This window comes from Flavobacterium potami (genome assembly GCF_020026915.1).
In the GTDB taxonomy this organism is placed as follows: Bacteria; Bacteroidota; Bacteroidia; order Flavobacteriales; family Flavobacteriaceae; genus Flavobacterium; species Flavobacterium potami.
Genome location: NZ_JAINUY010000008.1, coordinates 49,809 through 71,248 on the forward strand (window position 1 = coordinate 49,809; position 21,440 = coordinate 71,248).

A 21,440-nucleotide genomic window follows, 5' to 3' on the forward strand; every position below is an offset into this window, starting at 1 on the left:
TTAGAACGGGAGAATTTGGAGGATATTGTTATTGTGAAACAAACAAAATCATGTTAGGCTTTTATTCACGCAATCAAAATCAAATATAACCCACGGTTTCAACCGTGGGAAACGTATGATGCTCCTCTTTGCGTTCCCACGGTTGAAACCGTGGGCTATGTTTAAATTCGTTGTCATTAAAAAACACAAAAAAGCAGTTATCAAAAATGACAACTGCTTTTTATATATCAAATTAAAATCTTAGATCTAAAATTTACAATTAACTTCCACACATTTCACAATCCTCTGGACCTGCCGCTTGTGCTTTTAATAACATTGCTTTGTAATCTTCAACGCTAATTGGTTCACTTTCCTGAACTAAAGAAGGAGCTGTTTCTTCTTTTTTATCGTTGTTTAATGTGAATTTAATCGCATCTACAGCTGCTTTTGTTCTTAAGTAATACATTCCTGTTTTCAAACCAGACTGCCAAGCGTAGAAGTGCATTGACGTCAATTTAGAATAGTTTGCATCCTGCATAAACAAGTTCAACGATTGAGATTGGTCAATAAAGTAACCTCTTTGACGAGACATATCGATAATATCTTTCATCGACATTTCCCAAACTGTTTTATAAAGGTCTTTTAAGTCTTGCGGAATAACTTCAATGTTTTGAACAGATCCGTTATGACGCATAATTTCCTGTTTCAACGTTTCGTTCCACAAACCTCTTTCTACTAAATCGTGAAGTAAATGTTTGTTTACTACGATAAATTCTCCAGACAATACACGACGTGTGTAAATGTTTGATGTGTAAGGTTCGAAAGCTTCGTTGTTTCCAAGAATTTGAGAAGTCGAAGCAGTTGGCATTGGCGCAACTAACAATGAGTTACGAACTCCATGTTCTACAACTTCTTTTCTTAAAGAAGCCCAGTCCCAACGACCAGATAATTCCTCATCTTTCATTCCCCACATATTGTGTTGGAATTCTCCTTGTGACATTGGAGAACCTTCGAAAGTTGAGTAAGGTCCTTCTTCTTTTGCCATTTCCATAGAAGCAGTTACAGCAGCGAAATATAATGTTTCGAAAATTTCTTGATTCAGTTTTTTAGCCTCATCACTTGTAAAAGGCATACGAAGCATAATGAAAGCATCTGCTAAACCTTGCACTCCTAATCCAACTGGACGGTGACGCATGTTTGAGTTTTCAGCTTCTTTTACTGGATAGTAGTTTCTGTCGATTACTTTGTTCAAGTTACGAGTTACACGTTTTGTGACGTTGTAAAGTGCTTGGTGATCAAATTGTCCGTTTTCAACAAACATTGGTAATGAGATCGAAGCTAAGTTACAAACTGCAATTTCATCTTTAGAGGTAAACTCCATAATCTCTGTACACAAGTTAGAAGAACGAATAGTCCCTAAATTCTTGTGGTTCGATTTACGGTTTGCTGCATCTTTGTACAACATATATGGTGTTCCGGTCTCGATTTGAGATTCAAGGATTTTCTCCCATAACTCACGAGCACGGATTGTTTTTCTCCCTTTTCCTCTGAATTCGTAATCTGTATATAATGCTTCGAATTCATCTCCGTAAACATCATATAATCCTGGACATTCGTTTGGACACATTAAAGTCCAAGTTGAATCTTCCTGAACACGTTTCATGAATAAATCTGAAGTCCACATAGCGAAGAATAAATCTCTCGCACGCATTTCTTCTTTTCCAGTGTTTTTCTTTAAATCCAAAAATTCAAAGATATCGGCATGCCAAGTTTCGATGTAAATCGCAAAACTACCTTTACGTTTTCCACCACCTTGATCTACATAACGTGCCGTATCGTTGTAAACTCTCAACATCGGAACAATTCCGTTTGAAGTTCCGTTTGTACCGCGAATATAAGATCCAGTTGCACGAACATTATGAATAGAAAGTCCGATTCCTCCCGCTGACTGCGAGATTTTTGCTGTTTGTTTTAATGTATCGTAAATACCGTCAATACTATCATCTTGCATTGCCAAAAGGAAACAAGAAGACATTTGTGGTTTTGGAGTTCCTGCGTTGAACAATGTTGGCGTTGCATGCGTAAAGAACTTTTTAGACATCAAATCGTAAGTCTCGATAACCGATTTTAAATCGTCTAAGTGAATACCAACAGAAACACGCATTAACATGTGTTGCGGACGCTCAACGATTTTTCCGTTTATTTTAAGAAGATAAGAACGCTCTAAGGTTTTGAAACCAAAGTAATCGTAATTAAAATCTCTTGTATAAATAATATGAGAATCTAAAAAGGCAGCATTTTCCTGAATCACTTTAAATACGTCATCGGCAATTAATGGAGCATCCTGTCCATTTCTTGGATTCACGTAGTTGTACATATCTTTCATCGTTTCAGAGAAAGATTTTTTAGTATTTGAATGTAGATTCGAAATAGCGATACGAGCTGCCAATTGTGCATAATCTGGATGCGCAATAGTCATAGAAGCTGCCGTTTCTGCTGCAAGATTATCTAATTCAGAAGTCGAAACCCCATCATACAATCCTTCGATAACTCTCATGGCTACCTTAACAGGATCTACAAGCTCATTCAAGCCGTAACACAATTTTTTGATTCTTTCTGTAATCTTATCAAACATTACCGGCTCTCTGTGGCCATCTCTTTTTACTACATACATAAGCTTACCTTTTATGGTTATTGAAAAAATGAAAGTACAAGGAGAACGAACTCCAGCACTTAAACATTGCGTGTTTTTAAATTATTTTTTGAGAATTACCGAATTCTCAATAGTTACTCTTTTCAAATTCGAAATTCGAATTTAAATGCGTCATAAATTGTTATTGAACCTGCGACTTGGGGAAAGAGATTCAACCTTAAAAAATATTTTGTAATCTTTCTTTAGCGTTACTGAGAAGATCAGGCGCTAAAAGTATTTGTTACCTAAAAATCTGCATCAAATGAAATTTTTTGAGCATCGCTATCCGTGTTCATAACACCAGATTTTTGATACTCTGCAACACGTTTTTCAAAGAAATTAGTTTTTCCCTGAAGAGAGATCATGTCCATAAAATCAAACGGATTCGCTGATCCATACACACGCTCACAACCTAATTCTACCAAAAGTCTATCAGCAACAAACTCTAAATACTGTGTCATCAGAGTTGCATTCATACCAATTAAACTTACTGGAAGAGATTCTGTAACAAATTGTCTTTCGATATCTAAAGCATCAACAATGATTTCTTTAATTCTATCTTTTGGCACTTTGTTTACCAAATGGTGATTATGCAAGTGAACAGCAAAATCACAATGTACGCCTTCGTCACGAGAAATCAACTCATTAGAGAAAGTTAAACCTGGCATAAGTCCACGTTTTTTCAACCAATAAATCGAACAGAAAGCACCTGAGAAAAAGATTCCTTCAACGGCAGCAAAAGCAATAAGCCTTTCAGCAAACGAATCTGACTCGATCCATTTTAAAGCCCATTCTCCTTTTTTAGCAATTGCAGGGAATACTTCCAAAGCATTAAACAATTCTGTTTTTTCTGCTTCGTCTTTAACGTAAGTATCAATTAATAAAGAATACGTCTCACTGTGGATATTCTCCATCATGATTTGAAATCCGTAGAAGAATTTCGCTTCAGCGTATTGTACTTCATTAACAAAGTTTTCAGCAAGGTTTTCGTTTACGATTCCATCAGAAGCCGCAAAGAATGCTAAAATATGTTTAATGAAATATCTTTCGTCGTCATTCAACTTATTATTCCAGTCTGTCAAATCCTGGTGTAAGTCAATTTCTTCAGCAGTCCAAAAACTTGCTTCCATCTTCTTGTACCATTCCCAAATATCATGATGTTTAATCGGAAAAATAACGAAGCGATTTTTATTTTCTTGTAATATTGGTTCGATTTGTGACATGACAGATTCTGTTAATTTTTGTATTGAAATTTTACTTTTTCAGTAGACTACAAAGATTGTCAATTAACGTCAAAAATAAAAGCCAAACTTATTCACAATCGGACGTAGTTTTTAACAAACGCTATTTTTTGAGAATTTTTTCAGACAATAATTAATTTACTGCAAATGAACTAATTAAAAGTCACCATCTTATTTAAAAGCCCGTAAAATATAGACTTTTTGAAATAAAAAGCAAGAAATTTTAAATAGTTTTAGAAAGTTTTTTTTGAGTCAAAAATTTATTTTTTTGAGTCAAAATATGTAGTCAAAATGACTATAATTTTTAAAGCGATTTTTACGAATTTTTATGTTCTTCGGCAACCTTTTCAAGTTCCAAATACCAGTCTTCTCCAAAACGGCGAATTAGCGCTTCTTTGACAAATTTGTAGACCGGGACTTCCAATTCTTTACCTAGCGAACATGCATCATCACAAATATCCCATTTGTCATAATTAACTGCTGCAAATTCCGTGAAGTCTTTTACGCGAATTGGATACAAATGACAAGAAACGGGTTTTTTCCAATCTACGATTCCTTGATTATAAGCCTGCTCGATACCGCAAAGTGCCGTTTTTCCGTCAAAAATTACATAAGCGCAATCTTTATTATCTATAAGTGGTGTTTCAAGATCGCCATCGGTTCCTGTTAACCAAGTTCCTTGTGCTTCAATTGCTGCAATTCCTTCTTTTCTTAAAAAAGGCTTTACTTTCGGATAAATTTCTTCTAATATTTTGGTTTCAGCCTCATTTAAAGGCGCGCCCGCATCTCCATCAACACAACAAGCTCCTTTACAAGCAGACAAGTTGCACACAAATTCTTTTTCCAGAATATCTTCTGAAATAATAGTTTTCCCTAACTGAAACATGACATTATTTTTAGAGTGCAAAGATAGTCAAAGAAAGCAGATATTCATTGCCAAAATTTAACCGCAAAGTTCGCAAAGATTTACGCAAAGAATCACAAAGCCTATTTTACAAGATTTCGATAATCATTTAAACTTTGCGAACCTTACGAAACAACTTTGCGCGCTTTGCGGCTAAACCTATTATAACTATTACTAAATGCAAAAGAAAACAACAATTGTTACAAATATCACTTTTTTAATCAAAAAAAACATGTTTTTATAACAAAAATGCAGTCTAACGAAAAAACACCTAACTTTATTAACTACTTTTGCACCAGTTTTTTAAACCTTAAAAATCAAAACGATATGCTAGAAATCGATTTTAAAGAAATTGTAACAGTAAGTATGGTACTTTTTGCCGTAATTGATATTGTTGGCTCTATTCCGATTATTGTGAATTTGAGAGCCAAAGTTGGGCATATTGAATCTGAAAAAGCTTCCATTGTTGCCGGAGCGATTATGATTGTTTTTCTTTTTGTTGGGGAAGGATTATTAAACTTAATAGGTATCGATGTACATTCATTCGCTGTAGCGGGATCATTCGTTTTATTTTTCTTGGCACTGGAAATGATTTTAGGAATCCGAATTTATCGCGACGAAGAACCTGGCTCAGCTTCTATCGTTCCTTTAGCATTTCCATTAATCGCCGGAGCAGGAACAATGACGACTTTATTATCGCTTCGTTCTCAATTTCATACCATAAATATTATCATTGCGATTTTATTGAATATTATACTAGTTTATATTGTTTTGAAGTCTTCTAAAAAAATCGAAAATTTGTTAGGAGAAAACGGACTTGGAGTGGTTCGTAAGACGTTTGGTGTAATACTTTTAGCAATTGCTGTTAAATTATTCGCTGCTAATGTTAAAGGTTTGTTTGTCTAAAATTTATTTTTATAAATTTACCCCGTAAAATATTCTAAAATATAACTCTTAGTCATTTTTCAGGGTTCTACTTTATTATTTTAGACCAAACAGAAACAATCTTATGAAAATTTTCACTTCAATCTTAGTGCTTTTAGCATTAGCTTTAATCGTTTTTAATATTACGCTATTAGACTTTAAAAATCCTTTTCAAGGAGATAGTATTGTAGCTTTTATTGGAATCGCCGCTTCATTTTGCGCTGTCTTGATTCTTTTGATCTTTAGAATTTCAAAAAGAATTGAAGAAAAAATGAATGACAACAGATAATATGTTTGATGTTTTAATTATAGGCGGAGGAGTTTCAGGCATGTCTTGTGCTCTTGTCTTAGGATCCGCAAAAAACAAAACATTTGTTACTGACAAAAAAATCGGAATTTTTACACACCAGAAAAATTCTTCTTTACAAGAGGCAATCTTTTATAACGCCTACGGAATTACACCAGGAAAACTAGGTTCTGAACTGCTTACTGAAAGCACACAGGATTTAGCTACCACTTACCCACACATTACTCAGATTCCAAATGAGAAAGTGATGAAAATTGAAGGCGCTTATCCAGAATTTACTGTTATAACTAATAAGAATTCATACCAAACAAAAAATATCGTGGTCGGAATTGGTTCTGCCAATACTTTTGATATTGAAGGTTTAATGCAATTTATTGAACCTCATAAAAAAGCACTTCCAGAGAAACAACGTATTCAATTAAAAAACGAAGACCATAAAGTTGCTGATGGCATTTATGTAATCGGAACTTTGGCTGGATGGAGAAGTCAATTGGCTATTGCTGCCGGAAGTGGCGCTGCTGTAGCAACAGACATTCTTACTTTATGGAATAACGGCGTGCAAACTCACGCTCACGATAGTATTCGATAATTCTTTTCTTTTTGAACCATTAAGGCATTAAGTTAATTAAGCTTTTGCCTTAATATACTTTGCTTCAGAATTACATTAAGAGTTGACATAAAAAACCATTAAGAGATTATAAAATTAGCACAAAGCTTAATTAACTTAATTTCTTAATGGTTTAATTTTTATTTATGTTTTTGATTATTTAACCGAAACGATTTCTGTTACTTTAATGTGGTTTTCGTCCTCAGTTTTCCATCTTTCTCCTTTTACAGTTACCACATCTCCGATTTTTACTTGTTTGTAGTTTTGAGGTCCACCAACATTTACAATGCTGATTGTAGCAAAATAAACCTCTTTATTCTCTGTGGTGATTTTTGCTGTGTAACCGTCTTTTCCTCCTTCAATAGATTCTACTTTTCCTGAAACTGGAGCATTCGCATCATTTTTCATAGTGGTACAAGAGATTACCAAAGTCATTAAAATTACTAGTAAACTTATTCTTTTTAGATTTTTCATATTTTAAGGATTTAACCGCAAAGCGCGCTAAGACTAACGCAATGTTCGCTAAGTTTTTGAATTAATATTTTTCCAGCTTCAAACTTTATGCCAGCTGAACACAACTTCCCGCGATCACTTTCATATTTTTTCCGATTTTTTTCCAAACTCTTATATACTTGAAAACACCATTTATCGGATTATTATCATATGCACCTTTTAATGAAACCGTAACAGTCACCACAGCGGTATTATCAATAACATTTACGATTTGGTCTGAAGCTTCCAAAAAATCGACCTTCATTTTTCCTGAACGATACGATTGTAGATCAAAATCTTTTGTTATCGTTTGTCCGTCAGGCATATTGAAGAGCAAATCATCATGAAGGATTGTTTCCAAAGCCAAAATATCCGATTTTTTAATAGCAGTCAGAAGTTCAATTTCTGCATTAACAACGGTTTCTATTTTCATGATATAAAAATTTGAAGTTATTTCTTCGGATTCAGAATGGTTTTGATCATCGCATCATCTTTCAAGATTACATCATAATAATACAACTCTCCATACAACTGACGAGCAAATTCAGCCGTGATATAGCGATCAACAAGTGGTTTTGTTTTTTCTAATTTCAAATCCAAACCAGTCATTAAAATGTAGTTTTTGAATTTTTTAAAATAGGCATCCGAGCTTTTCATTTTAGCTAAAAATTCACTAAAAGAAAGTCTCGCAAAAGCATTTCTATTTTTATCCAATTCTTCAAAAACAAAATGTCCTACAATTCCAGTTTGTAATAAATACGCAACATTTTCATTTCCATGTTCCGCTTCAATCGGAACAAAAACATCAGGAACGATTCCGCCACCGCCGTAGACGATTTTTCCTTTTGGTGTTTTAAATTTTAATGAATCTGCCACTTTTATACTGTCTTTTGCGTACAATTCACCCGTTTTAACTCTGGCTTCAGATTCTTTAAAATATTCTTCATTCCCTTTTTTATAGGGCTTCTGAATAGACCTTCCAGTTGGAGTATAATAACGAGCAACTGTCAATCTTACTGCAGATCCGTCGTTAAAATCCATTTCTCTCTGAACGAGACCTTTTCCAAAAGAACGACGTCCAACAATAGTACCGCGATCATTGTCCTGGATTGCTCCCGCTAATATTTCGCTCGCAGAAGCACTGTTTTCATTAATTAAAACATACACTTTTCCAGTTTCAAAACTTCCTGCTTTTGTCGCATATGTTTTCTCTATTGAACCGTTTTTACTTTTTGTAAAAACAATCAACTGTTTATCTTTTAAAAATTCATCTGCAATGGCAATTGCCTCTTCCATATAACCTCCGCCGTTGTCACGAAGATCAATCACAAGAGATTGAATGCCTTTTTGCTTTAATCTTGTTAAACCCGTTTTGAATTCGTTGAAAGTAGTTTCTGCAAAACGGTTTATTTTGATGTAACCCGTTTTTTCTCCAATCACTATAGAAGCATCAACACTTTTAATTGGAATGATATCTCGTTTAACCTTAAACTTTAATTTCTTCTTTTCTGATTTTCTAAAAACTGTGAGCTCTATTTCAGAACCTTGAATTCCTTTCAGTTTCGAAAACAAACTATCTGAAGGCAATCTTCTTCCGTACAATTTTGTTTTTCCAGCAAATAGAATTCTATCTCCAGATTTTAGTCCCGCTTTCGCTGAAGGTCCGTTTTCGATTGGTTTTATAATCGCAACCGAATCTTTGTACATATAAAAATTGATTCCGATTCCAACAAAATCACCTTTCATGCTTTCGGCAACTTCGGCCTGTTCGCTTGGCGGAATATAAACAGAATGTGGATCTAATTTGGAAAGAATATTATCGACCGTAAGATTTACAATCGAATCGGTATTGACACTATCTACATATTCTGTATTGATAAAATCAATAAGTTTGTTTAGTTTGGTTTTAGAGTAATTTTTAGCCAAAAGCTGGTCACTTGCAGGAGCGTTCATAAAGCTTCCGGCAATGGTGCCAAGAGCAAAAGTTGCTCCGATTACTATTGGTAAATATTTTAAATTAAATTTCATCTTCTTCTAAAACAGGAATATGTTGTACTTCAACACCTGCTTTTATTAAAAACTGAATTCCAGAATCATCACGATAGCCATCTTTATAGACTACTCTTTTTATACCTGACTGATGAATTAACTTACTGCATTCTTTGCAAGGTGAAAGTGTAATATATAAAGTTGCACCTTCGCAAGATTGTGTTGATCTTGCTACTTTCAGAATAGCATTCGCTTCAGCGTGCAAAACATCCCAGCGTGTTAATCCGTCTTCGTCTTCGCAGCAATTTTCAAATCCTGATGGTGTACCGTTGTATCCATCAGAAATGATCATTCTGTCTTTTACGATAATCGCGCCGACTTGTTTACGTTTACAATAAGAAAGCTGACTCCACTCTTTTGCAATTCGCAGATAGGCTTTATCGTATTTATTCCCTTTTTTTACTTCCATTTAATTTATCTGTTCCAAATTGGGCTTTCGATAATCATCGGAACTACAACTCCAATAATAAAAGCCGACATTACAAGTGCCCAGTCGCGTTTTGAAAAACGAAAAACGGTCTGCACTATATATGAAATTACCAAAACAACGAAAACCACAACTAGCTGAGCAGCTTCAATTCCTAAGGCGAATTCTCCCAAAGGTAATAATTTTGAGGTTGCAGAACCTCCTAAAATTGTTTTGAAATAATTAGAAAATCCTAAACCATGAATAATTCCAAAGAATAGCGTTATAAAAAACACCAAATTTACGCCAGAATCTTTTGAGGTTTTTCCAGCAGTAAACAAATGATACAGCGCTGTCACTAAAATTGTAATCGGAATTAGAAACTCAACAATATTTACTTTTATCGCAATAATTCCGTAAACAGAAAGAATCAAAGCCAGTGTATGACCGATTGTAAAAATGGAAACCAAAAGAAAAATCTTTTTCCAATCTTTAAATAAATACGGAACGGTTAAAGCGATTAAAAAAAGAACGTGATCGTAAGCATTGATATCTAAAACGTGTTTTAATCCTATTTGAAAATAAATCCAAAATTGTGACATAGGTATACTTTAATTTATAATTAGGGGTTGTAAACTTACGATTTATTTTCAGAATTAAACTTTTATGAACCCAAATCCTTCATGAAAAATAAGTTAAATTTTATGAGAAATTTAAAATCAAAAATTTAAAAATAGGATTATATTTGTTGTTTAAAAACTAATTAATTATGCCATTTTCAGAATTATTTGATAACGAATTCAAACAAAGAAACAGAGGTCATTTCTCTGCAATTGTGCGTGTAGCTTTTGCTGACGGAAAAATAAGCCAGGAAGAACAAGAATTCCTGAATAAAATTGCTTCAACATTACAGATTTCTGAAGAGGAATATAAAGAAATCCTTTCAGATCCTTGGAAACACCCGATAAATCCTCCTTATTTATATACTCAACGTCTAGAACGTTTATACGATTTAGCAAGAATGGTTCACGTTGACCACCATTTAGGAGATTTACAAGAAGTAATGCTAAGACGTATGGGATTAGCTTTAGGATTTACTCCAGGAAACGTTAATTACATTGTCGCAAAAGCACTTTCTTTAGTAGACAAAAAAGTAGATTTGGATACTTTCTTGTTTGAAATGGAGAATATGAACAAATAAAAAAGTTTTCGGTCTCAGTGGCAGTTTTCAGTTTATGTTGGATGCTTTGAAATTGAGATTTTATAAAGAACAAAAAGCCCGACAGATTTTAAATAATCTGTCGGGTTTGTTTTTATATTTACACATCTATCCAAACCGGACAATCATTAACAATCGCACCATCCAGCCATCAACAATTAATCATCACAACCAACTGGACTGAAGTCCAGTTTGTGATATCGATTAGAAATTAGACCAATAAATCGTGTTTACATCAAATGAAAAACCCGACAGGTTTTAAAACCTGTCGGGTTTGTTTTTATAGCTTAGCCTGAAAACTGAGACTGCGACTGAAAACTCAATTAGCCTCCGCCATAAACTCCTCAGCTTTTTCTACCATATTATAGCTTCCGCAGAAAAAAGGAACTCTCTCGTGCAGTTCTGTTGGTTGAATTTCCATAATTCTTCCAAAACCGTCTGTTGCTTTTCCTCCTGCTTGTTCTGCTAAAAATGCCATTGGGTTACATTCGTATAACAAACGTAATTTTCCTTTTGGCGCTTTTGAACTTGTTGGATAAATATACACTCCACCTTTAATCATATTTCGATGAAAATCGGCTACCAAACTTCCAATATATCTAGAAGTATAAGGTCTGTTTTCTTTTTCTTCCTGGCAGTATTTAATATAATTTTTTACTCCCTGCGGAAAATGAACATAATTTCCTTCGTTTACCGAATAGATATTTCCTTCTTTAGGAAACGTCATATTTGGATGTGAAAGATAAAATGTACCGATAGCCGGATTTAACGTAAAACCATTTACACCATGTCCAGTTGTGTATACCAACATCGTCGAAGTTCCATAAATTACATAGCCTGCTGCCACTTGATTGATTCCCGGTTGTAAAAAATCCTCGCTTGTTACCGGAGTTCCGATTGGAGTAATTCTTCTAAAAACAGAAAAAATAGTTCCAACAGAAACATTTACATCAATGTTTGAAGATCCGTCTAGCGGATCCATTAAGATCACGTACTTATTATTATGACAGTTGTCGCTCCCCTGAACTGTAATAAAATCGTCGTTTTCTTCAGAAGCGATACCACAGACAATCTCACGGTTTATTAACGTCTGGATAAATACTTCGTTGGCATAGACATCTAATTTTTGCTGGTCTTCTCCCTGAATATTTTGTTCGCCGGCGGCGCCAATTATATCCACAAGCCCAGCTTGGTTTACTTTGTGATTCACAACCTTGGCTGCCAATCGAATAGAGTTGATAATTCGAGAAAGTTCTCCCGAAGAATACTGAAATGCTTTTTGGTTCTCAATAATAAACTCTCCCAGTGTTTTATTGCGTTCTTCCATTTCTAAATCGTTATAGTTTTGTTTTTAAGTCACAAATATCGTCTATTTTGTGAGAATGATTCAAAAATTATTTTGTTAGTTTGTTACTATTGTATATTTGCTAATAATCAGCGAAAAGCAACAACTAAAAAAATGCTTTTTTAGATAATAAATACTTAAAAATACAGAATACAAAAAATTGTTTCTTCTATACATCGCAAGTGCAAATCTGATAAAGGACAAAGCGATACTATAAAGGACAAAAAGTAAAAATGAATTGATTATGAATATTAGAAAAGGGAATCCTGAAGACATGAAATCGGTGTTGGGACTTATTCAGGAGCTGGCGATATTCGAAAAAGAACCTGAAGCGGTTGTCATTACAGAGGAAGATTTAATACGTGACGGTTTTGGAGAAAAACCATTATTTCACGTTTTTGTCGCAGAGATTGAAAATGACGAAAAACAGAAAGAAATTGTTGGAATCGCGCTGTATTATTACCGCTATTCTACTTGGAAAGGAAAAACAATACACCTTGAAGATTTAATTATAAAAGAAAAAATGCGCGGTACTGGTTTAGGTTCTGCACTTTATGCTGAAATTATGAAGCAAGGAAAAAGAGACAATGTTAGAAGAGTTGAATGGAATGTTTTAGACTGGAATACTCCAGCCGTAAAATTCTATGAAAATTCAGGTGCCAAAATCCTTGAGGAATGGAGAGTTGTGCAAATGGATGAAAATGGAATTAATTCGTTCTTAGAAAAATTATAAAAAATAGTTTGCCACGAATTACACTAATTCACACCAATTAATTCGTGAAAATTCGCGGAATTAGTGGCAGAAAAAAAACAAAAACAAGATTTCGCCTCAAATCTGAAATCTAAAAATCTAAAATCTATAAATTAATAATGAGAGTATTTAAATTTGGAGGAGCATCGGTAAAAGATGCAGATGGAATTAAAAACGTGTACGACGTTTTACAAAAAGTAGGTTACGAAGACGTAATTCTTGTAGTTTCGGCTATGGGAAAAACAACAAATGCTCTTGAAGTTGTCATTAAGAATTATTTTGAAAAATCAACAGAATTGAGTTCTTCTGTACAGGAGATAAAAAAATATCACAATCAGATTTTATTAGATTTGTTTGAAGATGAAAATCATGCTGTATTTGCAGCTGTAAATGCACAGTTTGCCGAATTGGAATATTTCTTGGCACACAACAAATCACCGAATTACAATTTCGTTTATGATCAGGTAGTAAGTTTTGGTGAATTGATTTCTACAAATATTTTAAGTCATTTTATGAATTTCATGGGAATTCAGACGCAATGGCTTGATGTTCGTAATTTCATTAAAACCAATGCAAACTACAGAGATGCAGAAGTAGATTGGGAAACTACTCAACAAAATATCAGCAAAAACGTTCCAAGAAAACAATTAAATATTACACAAGGTTTCTTAGGTGCAGACGAAAATAATTTCACAACAACTCTTGGCCGTGAAGGTTCTGATTATACTGCGGGAATTTTTGCTTATTGCTTAAACGCAGAAAGTGTAACAATATGGAAAGACGTTCCTGGAGTTATGAATGCCGACCCACGCTATTTTGAAAATGCAAGTTTGTTGAATCAGATTTCGTATCGTGAAGCAATCGAATTGGCATTTTATGGAGCAACGGTTATTCACCCAAAAACATTACAACCTTTACAGAAAAAAGAAATTCCGTTGTATGTAAAATCTTTTGTGAATCCATTATTAAAAGGGACTTGCGTTTCTAAAGGTGTTGACTTGGAACCACAATATCCATGTTTTATTGTAAAAAGAGAACAGCTTTTAATTTCGCTTTCTTCTATTGATTTCTCTTTCATCATGGAAGAAAACATCAGTGAGATTTTTGGATTATTCCACGAATTTAAAATCAAAGTAAACTTGATTCAGAACTCTGCAATTAGTTTCTCTGTTTGCGTGGAAGATAAATTTGGAAATTTCCCAGAATTGAATGCTATTCTTTCTAAAAAATTCAAAGTAGAATACAGCGAAAATGTAACTTTATATACAATCCGTCACTTTACAGAAGAGGCAGCAGAAACCGTTGAAGCTAACAAAGAAGTTTTATTGAAACAAGTTAGCCGCGAAACCATGCAGATTGTTACTAAAGAATTAAGTTAATATTGCTTTTAAAAGGTATTATTTAATTCAAATTATAAAAAAGGGCTTCATTTAATATGAAGCCTTTTTAATTTGTTCCTTTATTCAAATGTCTTATAATCGCTTTAAGATCTTCAATTTGTAACTCATATTGTTTTATTATCTTCCTGTAAGAACTGAGTGCTTTATTTTCCCTTTTATTTATTAGACTTTCATAAACGGCATCTCCCACTTCTTTTCTTATCAACTCTTCTGGAGTAATTGCAAACATTTTACAAATTTTACTAAAATGAATCGTCCAAGAAGTACTTTCTCCACGTTCCATCCGAGCATAAGCAGATTGTGAAATTTGCAAATGATCTGCCGCCTCTTCTTGAGACATATTTTTTGATTTTCTCAGAACTTTTAGATTATCTCCTACAATTTTATTCATAATTAACAATTAAAAAACAAATATAAACATAAGAATTATTTTACAATTATTCGAATTTAGGTTTTTAATAACCGATTTTCGACTAAGAGTTTTTAGACATCTCATATAATTTTGTCTGTATTATTAATTATTCAATCATAGAAGAAAATGAGCCTTGTTAATAATAAAGGTAAATTAACGAAAGAGGAAATGGAGAATGTTATGGCTGGGAGTACAGGAAGAAATTGCTTTCTGATGGGATTCGGAATTGGGTTTATGGGTACCGCATCTGCTATCGGTGGAAGTGTCGGATTGCTATTTGCAGATGGTGCTATTGGAGGATTTTACTCAGCTGCAACTTCTAGTTGCTTTTAACCCAAATACTATGAAAAAGGGATCAAAATTGTTTATAATTTCATTTAACATTGTTGCTTCAATATTAGTTTTTAGTAATGAGAAATTGCTTTTTCAAATAGACAATATTTGGATTCATTTTTTACTTATAATGCTTGTAATATGGAACATATTATTATTGTATATAATCTTTAAAGAAACTAAATCTTAAAATTCAAAACACAATTATGGAAACAAGAAAGATAAAAAAATTATGCCTTGACAGTAGCCAATTCCAAATCGTTTTTTCTTGCTGTTGCTTTAATCCAGATTTTAATGATTATATCTGAAAGTGTAAAAAGATAATTTTAACCATTTTTAAAAATTATAAGATGACTCGAAAAAATTTTACAATCATTCTTCTTCTTTTTATTTTTACATTCCTCTGCATCACTTTAAGTCCTGTTTTTACAAAAGATCTAAAAGACATTTCTTATTCCGATTTCCGATTAGCTATTGGACCATTTCTAAGTGGAATCGGCGTTTTTTTAAACTATATAGCAATAATTAAAAAAGAAAAAAACGTCGAGAAACAGGAGAATTTATAAATTTAAAACTCCAAATTCACTTTCCAATTTTCCCAATTATAAATACTACTTTTGACTTTTTAGAGTTAAAGTATTTATGTTGAAAAAATTACTGTTTTTGACGGTTTTCTTCTGGTTTTCTGCAGTTCAAGCGCAGGACAAGGAATCGCTGTACAAAACCAAAAAAGTAGTAGTTTCAAAAGATACTATTCGACTCGAAAAAGTCAGTATCAACTCTGGATTTTTTCAGCTTTTAAATACCAAAAACGAACCAATCGATTCGACATTTTATAAAGTCGATTTTCAAAAAGGTTTTCTGCTTTTAAATGAAAAATTCCTGTCGCCTTCAGACACTTTAATTGTCAATTATCTACAATATCCAGATTTCTTAACCAAAGAATATAGCCTCTACAAATCGGATCAAATTGTAACCAGCGATGTTGGAACCGAAAAATTGTACCGAATCGACAACAATGCCAATACTAAAAAAGTCACTCCCTTTGATGGCTTAAATACTTCCGGAAGTATTACTCGAGGCATTACTATCGGTAATAATCAGAGTACGGTTTTAAATTCCAATTTAGATTTACAGATTACGGGCAAAATTTCCGAAAAAGTAAGTTTGAGAGCTTCCCTTCAGGACAGTAATATTCCGCTACAGGATGGTGGTTATTCTCAAAAACTGGATCAGTTTGATAATATTTTCATGGAACTTTTTAGTGATGATTGGAACATTCGCGCAGGTGATGTCTTTTTAGAAAACAGGAAAACACAATTTTTAAGTTTCAATAAAAAAGTTCAAGGAATTTCTGCCAGTTTTGATTTTGATACTCAAAAAAGTAAAACCAATGTTTTTGCATCTGTTGCTTTTGTAAAAGGTCAGTACGCCAAAAGTACCTTTACGGGTCAGGAAGGAAATCAGGGACCTTATAAATTAAAAGGTCAAAATGGCGAATTGTATGTACTTGTTATTTCGGGTTCTGAGCGTGTTTATGTTAATGGTGTTTTACTAAAACGTGGCGAGAACAACGATTATGTAATTGACTATAATGCGGGTGAAATTGTTTTTACATCACTTTTTCCGATAAACTCAGAAATGCGTATTAATATTGAATACCAATATTCTGAACGAAATTACAATAGACTGGTGACTTATGCGGGCGCCACGCACGAAAACAAAAACTGGAGTTTTGGCGGTTACATTTACTCCGAAAATGATATGAAAAATCAGCCGTTACAACAAAACCTTTCACCCGAACAAGTTCAGATTCTAGCTCAGGCCGGCGATGATACTAACTTAATGAAAGCGCCATCGGCATACGAAGACAAATATGCCGACAATAAAATATTATACAAAAAGACCATAATCAATTCGGTTGAAGTTTATGAATATTCCAACAATCCTGCCGACGTTTTATACAATGTAAGATTCAGTCTCGTTGGCGCAAATGCTGGGAACTATATCATTCAAAACAATAATTCTGTTGAACGCATTTATCAATATGTTGAACCTATAGATGGTGTTTTACAAGGAAACTACGAACCAATAATACAGCTTGTTGCACCGATAAAACTTCAGGTGGCAACTTTCTTAGGAAAATACAATCCGAACGAAAAGACTTTAGTCGATTTTGAATTGGCGGTTAGCAATAACGATCAGAATTTATTTTCGGGAATTGATGATTCCAATAATGAAGGAATTGCTTTTAAAACCAAACTCAAAAAACGTCTTTTTTCTAGAAGCTGGACTTTAGATGCTTTTGCTAATTATCAATTTGTGCAGCAGGATTTTAAATCGGTTGAACGTTTGTATAATATCGAATTTAACCGTGATTGGAATTTAACGGGAACACTTTTGGGCAATCAAAGTCTTGTGGTAACTGGTTTTAATTTTGATTTATTTTCTAAAAAGAAAACTTCAAACATCGGTTTACTAACCTATCAATTTGAGAAACTAGATTTTAGCGAAAGCTATTCTGGCGCAAGACATACTACAAGCGCTTTATTCAAACTCAAAAACTGGACAATTGAAAACAATGGCAGTTTTTTGAATTCTGATGCTACTACGTCTACTTCAAAATTTATTAGAAATCAGACCAGAACCAAGTATCATTTTGACAAAAACTGGATTGGTGGAAGTATGCAATTAGAAGACAATCAGGAAAAGGACAAGATTACCAATCAGTTTTCGACTTTAAGTCAGAGATTTTCAGAATACGGTGTTTTTGCCGGACGAGGAGATAGTACCAAAGTTTTTGTTGAAATTGGTTATTTACAAAGACGCAACGATAGTTTGCAAAACGGATTATTGCAGCACGTTAATAATTCACAGACTTATTATTTAAAGTCAAAACTAATTCAGAACAAAACAACCGATTTGGCGGTTTATGCCAGTTATAGAAATTTGGATTTTACAGATCAAACCCGAAAAAACGAACCGTCTTTAAATTCAAGGGTTTTATATAATGATCGTTTTTTCAATCAGCTGATGCAAATTGAAACTACTTATGAAACCAGTTCAGGAACCATTGCCCAACAGGAATTTACTTATGTAGAAGTTCCGACAGGACAAGGTGTTTACACCTGGAATGATTATAATGGAAATGGAATTCAGGAATTGGAAGAGTTTGAAGTGGCCGTTTATCAAGACCAAGCAAGATATGTTAGAATCTTTTTGCCCAATCAAGTTTATATTAAAACCAATCAGAATAAGTTTTCTCAATCTTTGACTTTGAATCCGCTACAGTGGCAAAATGAAAAAGGATACAAAAAGGTATTGTCCTATTTTTACAATCAAACTTCTTTTATTTTAGATCGAAAGGTTAGAAACGAAGGCGAATTAGATCTTAATCCGTTTAGCTCTTCCGAAGAAAATGTCTTAGGACTGAACTCAAGTTTCAGAAACAGCTTATTTTACAATCGTGGACGACAAAAACATTCTGTCACTTATTCGTACCTGATCAATAAAGGAAAAAGCCTGCTTTCTATTGGTTCACAAAACGTTCAGAATTATTCGCATCAACTTCAATATACCCATTTGTATCAAAAAAGCTGGCTGTTTAATTTATTCACCAAAACCATTAAAACCGATTTGGTTTCTAAAGATTTTGTAGAAAAAAATTACGACATTAATGGATGGCAGATTGCACCTAAAGTGAGTTATCTGTTTTCCAAAAATACTAAACTTGATTTCTTTTACGAACTTCAAAACAAGAAAAACCAAATAGGGAATTTCGAAACTTTAGACCAAAACAGAATTGGAACTTCTTTTTCTTATGCGGGTGAAAAGAAAGTTACCGTAAACGGAGAATTTTCTTTTTATGAAAACAAATTTAACGGAAACGAATTTTCATCTGTAGGTTTTCAAATGTTGGAAGGACTTCAAGCGGGATCAAATCTGGTTTGGAAACTGCTTTTGCAAAAGAACATTACGACATTTTTGGATGTCAATTTAAATTATCAAGGACGTAAAAGTGAAACGGGAAATACAATTCACACAGGAAACATTCAACTTCGTGCATATTTTTAATGCGATGCGAAAAAGATGATCATAAATTGTTTAATTTTAATTGAAATTTAAACGTATAACCTTATGAAAAAATTATTATTGTTCTGTTTTATAGTTGTTTTCTCATCTAATTTCTACGCCCAAGAAACAACTGCAAAAGCTGCTAAAAGCAAAACAGAAACCTCAGCTAAAAAAGCCAAATCGACTGCAGACAAAGCTTCGGCTGATGCAAAAAAAGAAGCGGCAAAATCGAAAAAAGCAGCAGATGACGCCAAAGAAGCATCATCAAAAGCAAAAAAAGAAACAGCAGATAAAGCTAAAAAAACAGCTGACAAAGAAGCGACAAAAGCAAAAGCCGACGCTAAAAAAGCAACAGCAGAATCTGACAAAGCAACAAAAGCAGCAGACAAAGCTAAAGCAGACGCAAAAAAATCAACTGCAAAAGCTGACGCAGCTAAGAAAGACGCCGCAAGTGCAAAAAAATCTGCTACAAAAACTGTAAAAGAAACAAACGAAAAAGCACCTGCTGTTCCGGACAAAGTTACAGGAGAATACAATGGTAAAAAAGTATATACTGGTCCGAGAGGTGGTAAATACTATATCAATAAAAACGGTAACAAAACTTATATTCAGGATTAATGTTTTTAGGTTCTGAGGTTCTAAGTTGCTAAGGCGCTAAGCTTCTCGGCTATATTTAGAATATTCCAATCATAAGGAGCTGTCTCAAAAGGACAACTCCTTTTTTTTAAGCTTCAGCGAAGCTAAATATTTATAGAAAAAAGCGATCCAAAATATTAAGCTCCAGCGGAGCGACATTTTTCTATGTTGGTATATATCGCTCCGCTGGAGCTTGTTTATTTATCTTATTGAAATTCTATAAATATTTCACCCCGCTGGGGTTTTACCGCTCAGAAAGTTTTCTTTTTTTCAGACTGCTCATTATTTCTATTATAAACAATCTCACAAATTTCCTGATTAAGGTCATTTCAAAAAATCAAAATCGCTTAACATAGGGATAATCTTATTGACAGAAACTAAATTATTTTTAAAATACCCCTCGAAAATTCTAGTGTTTTATAAAATCTAGAGTTAATAATTTAGTAATACCCTCTAAATATCATCCAAAACATATTTCTTTATCTTCGTTTTTAAAATGTGTTAAAAAATGAGTATTGATTATTCTGCGAATAAAACTATTTTAGTAGCTCCATTAAATTGGGGTCTGGGCCATGCTACCCGATGTATTCCTATTATTAAGGCGCTTCAGGAAAACAATTACATTCCCATTATTGCTTCTGATGGTGTTGCATTGGCATTATTACGAAAAGAATTTCCTTATATACAAACTTTAGAACTGCCTTCTTATCATATTGAATATGCTAAGAATGGTAAAAATTTTAAATGGAAGCTCATTAAAAACCTTCCAAAAATGATCGCTGCCATTTTAGACGAGAAAAAAATGGTAAATGGTTGGATTAAAAAACATGGTATTGATGGAATAATTTCTGATAATAGATTAGGAGTTTTCAGCAAAAAAATACCTTCTGTTTTTATGACACATCAATTAAATGTGATGACAGGAAACACAACTTGGTTTACAAGTAAATGCCATCAGTATTTTATTAAAAAATACAATCAGTGCTGGGTTCCCGATACAAACGGCGAAGTGAATCTTACGGGAGACTTAGGTCATTTAAAAGACAACCATCTTAATCTAAAATATATCGGACCGTTGAGTCGCATGAAGAAAAAGGACACTCCAAAAGTATATGATCTTATGATTATTTTATCAGGACCTGAACCTCAGCGTACTTTTTTAGATGAAAAACTTCAGGAACAAGCGGCTAAATTTCCAGGCAAAGTGGTTTTTGTGCAAGGTCTTGTTGACAAAGCACAAGAAAAATGGGAAATTGGAAATGTTACCTATTATAATTTCATGAACTCCAAACAACTGGAACAAACTTTTAACGAAAGTGAATTTGTTTTATGCCGATCTGGTTATACAACTGTAATGGATTTGGCGAAGTTGGGTAAAAAAGCCTTTTTTATTCCAACTCCAGGACAATACGAACAAGAATATTTAGCAATCAAACTTCAAGAAGAAAATCTGGTGCCGTATGCTCTGCAAGACGATTTCAAAATTGAAGATTTATCAAAAGTAAAGTCGTTTAAAGGATTGAATCAATTTAAAAATGATATAGATTGGGATTCCTTATTTAAAGTTTTTGAAGACAAAACTGCATGATTGCACGCAGATGACATGGATTTGCTATCTTAAAAAAACGGATAAAAACTGATTTTTTCACATAAAATTAAAAACCTCCAG

Annotated in this window: 20 protein-coding genes; 10 read left to right on the forward strand and 10 right to left on the reverse strand. The window is 33.5% G+C overall.

Features of this window, described 5'->3' with window-relative positions; translation table 11 throughout:
- Positions 1–259: 259 nt before the first annotated feature.
- From K6T82_RS20810 to K6T82_RS20820, 3 genes are all read right to left on the reverse strand, one after another.
- Entirely contained in the window at positions 260–2,653 is a 2,394-nt protein-coding gene (locus tag K6T82_RS20810) for a ribonucleoside-diphosphate reductase subunit alpha (RefSeq protein ID WP_223710244.1), read from the reverse strand.
- A 263-nt stretch (positions 2,654–2,916) separates the two neighbouring features.
- Positions 2,917–3,894 carry a ribonucleotide-diphosphate reductase subunit beta gene (locus K6T82_RS20815; RefSeq protein WP_026728414.1) on the reverse strand — a complete coding sequence of 326 codons (978 nt, stop codon included), beginning with the start codon at positions 3,892–3,894 and terminating at the stop codon, positions 2,917–2,919.
- Between the two features lie 334 nt (positions 3,895–4,228).
- On the reverse strand, positions 4,229–4,798 hold the full coding sequence (locus K6T82_RS20820) for a DUF3109 family protein (protein WP_223710246.1): 570 nt from the start codon (positions 4,796–4,798) through the stop codon (positions 4,229–4,231).
- A gap of 345 nt (positions 4,799–5,143) precedes the next feature.
- On the opposite strand from K6T82_RS20820, the gene K6T82_RS20825 reads away from it, so the two are divergent.
- The 3 genes from K6T82_RS20825 to K6T82_RS20835 all read left to right on the forward strand — a co-directional run bounded on the left by K6T82_RS20825 (position 5,144) and on the right by K6T82_RS20835 (position 6,636).
- Positions 5,144–5,722 (forward strand): MarC family protein, encoded by a 579-nt coding sequence (locus tag K6T82_RS20825; RefSeq protein WP_223710248.1) that lies wholly within the window; start codon positions 5,144–5,146, stop codon positions 5,720–5,722.
- A gap of 103 nt (positions 5,723–5,825) precedes the next feature.
- The gene (locus K6T82_RS20830) at positions 5,826–6,029 is read left to right on the forward strand and encodes a hypothetical protein (RefSeq protein ID WP_095954910.1); all 204 of its coding nucleotides are present in this window, start codon (positions 5,826–5,828) and stop codon (positions 6,027–6,029) included.
- A 1-nt stretch (position 6,030) separates the two neighbouring features.
- On the forward strand, positions 6,031–6,636 hold the full coding sequence (locus tag K6T82_RS20835) for an FAD-dependent oxidoreductase (RefSeq protein ID WP_223710673.1): 606 nt from the start codon (positions 6,031–6,033) through the stop codon (positions 6,634–6,636).
- Between the two features lie 174 nt (positions 6,637–6,810).
- On the opposite strand, the gene K6T82_RS20840 is transcribed toward K6T82_RS20835, so the two are convergent.
- The 5 genes from K6T82_RS20840 to K6T82_RS20860 form a co-directional block, all read right to left on the reverse strand.
- On the reverse strand, positions 6,811–7,128 hold the full coding sequence (locus K6T82_RS20840; RefSeq protein WP_223710250.1) for a hypothetical protein: 318 nt from the start codon (positions 7,126–7,128) through the stop codon (positions 6,811–6,813).
- An 85-nt stretch (positions 7,129–7,213) separates the two neighbouring features.
- On the reverse strand, positions 7,214–7,579 hold the full coding sequence (locus K6T82_RS20845; protein WP_223710253.1) for a nuclear transport factor 2 family protein: 366 nt from the start codon (positions 7,577–7,579) through the stop codon (positions 7,214–7,216).
- Positions 7,580–7,596: 17 nt separating this feature from the next.
- Positions 7,597–9,174: a S41 family peptidase gene (locus K6T82_RS20850; RefSeq protein WP_223710256.1), complete on the reverse strand. Its 1,578-nt coding sequence runs from the start codon at positions 9,172–9,174 to the stop codon at positions 7,597–7,599.
- Positions 9,164–9,604, reverse strand: coding sequence for a deoxycytidylate deaminase (locus K6T82_RS20855; RefSeq protein ID WP_223710258.1), 441 nt, complete (start codon positions 9,602–9,604; stop codon positions 9,164–9,166). Before K6T82_RS20855 ends, K6T82_RS20850 begins: the two co-directional genes overlap by 11 nt.
- Positions 9,605–9,609: 5 nt before the next feature.
- Positions 9,610–10,203, reverse strand: a complete 594-nt coding sequence (locus tag K6T82_RS20860; RefSeq protein WP_223710260.1) for a HupE/UreJ family protein — start codon at positions 10,201–10,203, stop codon at positions 9,610–9,612.
- Between the two features lie 167 nt (positions 10,204–10,370).
- On the opposite strand from K6T82_RS20860, the gene K6T82_RS20865 reads away from it, so the two are divergent.
- Complete coding sequence (locus K6T82_RS20865) at positions 10,371–10,802, forward strand: tellurite resistance TerB family protein (RefSeq protein WP_223710263.1); 432 nt, start codon at positions 10,371–10,373, stop codon at positions 10,800–10,802.
- 337 nt (positions 10,803–11,139) lie between these two features.
- Here the strand turns inward: K6T82_RS20865 and fbp are convergent, their stop codons facing one another.
- Complete coding sequence (fbp, locus tag K6T82_RS20870) at positions 11,140–12,147, reverse strand: class 1 fructose-bisphosphatase (RefSeq protein WP_223710265.1); 1,008 nt, start codon at positions 12,145–12,147, stop codon at positions 11,140–11,142.
- Positions 12,148–12,409: 262 nt separating this feature from the next.
- Here fbp and K6T82_RS20875 point away from each other — a divergent pair, with 262 nt between their 5' ends.
- Complete coding sequence (locus K6T82_RS20875; RefSeq protein WP_223710267.1) at positions 12,410–12,898, forward strand: GNAT family N-acetyltransferase; 489 nt, start codon at positions 12,410–12,412, stop codon at positions 12,896–12,898.
- Positions 12,899–13,035: 137 nt separating this feature from the next.
- Entirely contained in the window at positions 13,036–14,295 is a 1,260-nt protein-coding gene (locus K6T82_RS20880; protein WP_223710269.1) for an aspartate kinase, read from the forward strand.
- Positions 14,296–14,362: 67 nt separating this feature from the next.
- Here K6T82_RS20880 and K6T82_RS20885 read toward each other — a convergent pair whose 3' ends face one another.
- The gene (locus K6T82_RS20885) at positions 14,363–14,707 is read right to left on the reverse strand and encodes a helix-turn-helix transcriptional regulator (RefSeq protein ID WP_223710271.1); all 345 of its coding nucleotides are present in this window, start codon (positions 14,705–14,707) and stop codon (positions 14,363–14,365) included.
- Positions 14,708–14,854: 147 nt separating this feature from the next.
- On the opposite strand from K6T82_RS20885, the gene K6T82_RS20890 reads away from it, so the two are divergent.
- The 4 genes from K6T82_RS20890 (at position 14,855) to K6T82_RS20905 (ending at position 21,359) form a co-directional block, all read left to right on the forward strand.
- A complete protein-coding gene (locus K6T82_RS20890) occupies positions 14,855–15,061 on the forward strand; it encodes a hypothetical protein (RefSeq protein WP_223710273.1) in 207 nt (68 codons plus the stop codon).
- A 642-nt stretch (positions 15,062–15,703) separates the two neighbouring features.
- Positions 15,704–19,135, forward strand: coding sequence for a porin family protein (locus K6T82_RS20895; RefSeq protein WP_223710275.1), 3,432 nt, complete (start codon positions 15,704–15,706; stop codon positions 19,133–19,135).
- 63 nt (positions 19,136–19,198) lie between these two features.
- Positions 19,199–19,753, forward strand: coding sequence for a hypothetical protein (locus tag K6T82_RS20900; RefSeq protein WP_223710277.1), 555 nt, complete (start codon positions 19,199–19,201; stop codon positions 19,751–19,753).
- 526 nt (positions 19,754–20,279) lie between these two features.
- The gene (locus K6T82_RS20905; RefSeq protein WP_223710279.1) at positions 20,280–21,359 is read left to right on the forward strand and encodes a glycosyltransferase; all 1,080 of its coding nucleotides are present in this window, start codon (positions 20,280–20,282) and stop codon (positions 21,357–21,359) included.
- The last annotated feature ends 81 nt before the right edge of the window (positions 21,360–21,440 follow it).

What these genes read in the sequence shown, in the direction of transcription:
- K6T82_RS20845 (WP_223710253.1), bottom strand. Translation starts at nt 7,579, where the DNA reads ATGAAAATAGAAACCGTTGTTAATGCAGAAATTGAACTTCTGACTGCT.
- K6T82_RS20895 (WP_223710275.1), top strand. Translation starts at nt 15,704, where the DNA reads ATGTTGAAAAAATTACTGTTTTTGACGGTTTTCTTCTGGTTTTCTGCA.
- K6T82_RS20885 (WP_223710271.1), bottom strand. Translation starts at nt 14,707, where the DNA reads ATGAATAAAATTGTAGGAGATAATCTAAAAGTTCTGAGAAAATCAAAA.
- K6T82_RS20835 (WP_223710673.1), top strand. Translation starts at nt 6,031, where the DNA reads ATGTTTGATGTTTTAATTATAGGCGGAGGAGTTTCAGGCATGTCTTGT.
- K6T82_RS20830 (WP_095954910.1), top strand. Translation starts at nt 5,826, where the DNA reads ATGAAAATTTTCACTTCAATCTTAGTGCTTTTAGCATTAGCTTTAATC.
- K6T82_RS20850 (WP_223710256.1), bottom strand. Translation starts at nt 9,174, where the DNA reads ATGAAATTTAATTTAAAATATTTACCAATAGTAATCGGAGCAACTTTT.
- K6T82_RS20905 (WP_223710279.1), top strand. Translation starts at nt 20,280, where the DNA reads ATGAGTATTGATTATTCTGCGAATAAAACTATTTTAGTAGCTCCATTA.
- K6T82_RS20820 (WP_223710246.1), bottom strand. Translation starts at nt 4,798, where the DNA reads ATGTTTCAGTTAGGGAAAACTATTATTTCAGAAGATATTCTGGAAAAA.
- K6T82_RS20840 (WP_223710250.1), bottom strand. Translation starts at nt 7,128, where the DNA reads ATGAAAAATCTAAAAAGAATAAGTTTACTAGTAATTTTAATGACTTTG.
- K6T82_RS20860 (WP_223710260.1), bottom strand. Translation starts at nt 10,203, where the DNA reads ATGTCACAATTTTGGATTTATTTTCAAATAGGATTAAAACACGTTTTA.
- K6T82_RS20900 (WP_223710277.1), top strand. Translation starts at nt 19,199, where the DNA reads ATGAAAAAATTATTATTGTTCTGTTTTATAGTTGTTTTCTCATCTAAT.
- K6T82_RS20880 (WP_223710269.1), top strand. Translation starts at nt 13,036, where the DNA reads ATGAGAGTATTTAAATTTGGAGGAGCATCGGTAAAAGATGCAGATGGA.
- K6T82_RS20865 (WP_223710263.1), top strand. Translation starts at nt 10,371, where the DNA reads ATGCCATTTTCAGAATTATTTGATAACGAATTCAAACAAAGAAACAGA.
- K6T82_RS20875 (WP_223710267.1), top strand. Translation starts at nt 12,410, where the DNA reads ATGAATATTAGAAAAGGGAATCCTGAAGACATGAAATCGGTGTTGGGA.
- K6T82_RS20810 (WP_223710244.1), bottom strand. Translation starts at nt 2,653, where the DNA reads ATGTATGTAGTAAAAAGAGATGGCCACAGAGAGCCGGTAATGTTTGAT.
- K6T82_RS20815 (WP_026728414.1), bottom strand. Translation starts at nt 3,894, where the DNA reads ATGTCACAAATCGAACCAATATTACAAGAAAATAAAAATCGCTTCGTT.
- K6T82_RS20890 (WP_223710273.1), top strand. Translation starts at nt 14,855, where the DNA reads ATGAGCCTTGTTAATAATAAAGGTAAATTAACGAAAGAGGAAATGGAG.
- K6T82_RS20855 (WP_223710258.1), bottom strand. Translation starts at nt 9,604, where the DNA reads ATGGAAGTAAAAAAAGGGAATAAATACGATAAAGCCTATCTGCGAATT.
- K6T82_RS20825 (WP_223710248.1), top strand. Translation starts at nt 5,144, where the DNA reads ATGCTAGAAATCGATTTTAAAGAAATTGTAACAGTAAGTATGGTACTT.
- fbp (WP_223710265.1), bottom strand. Translation starts at nt 12,147, where the DNA reads ATGGAAGAACGCAATAAAACACTGGGAGAGTTTATTATTGAGAACCAA.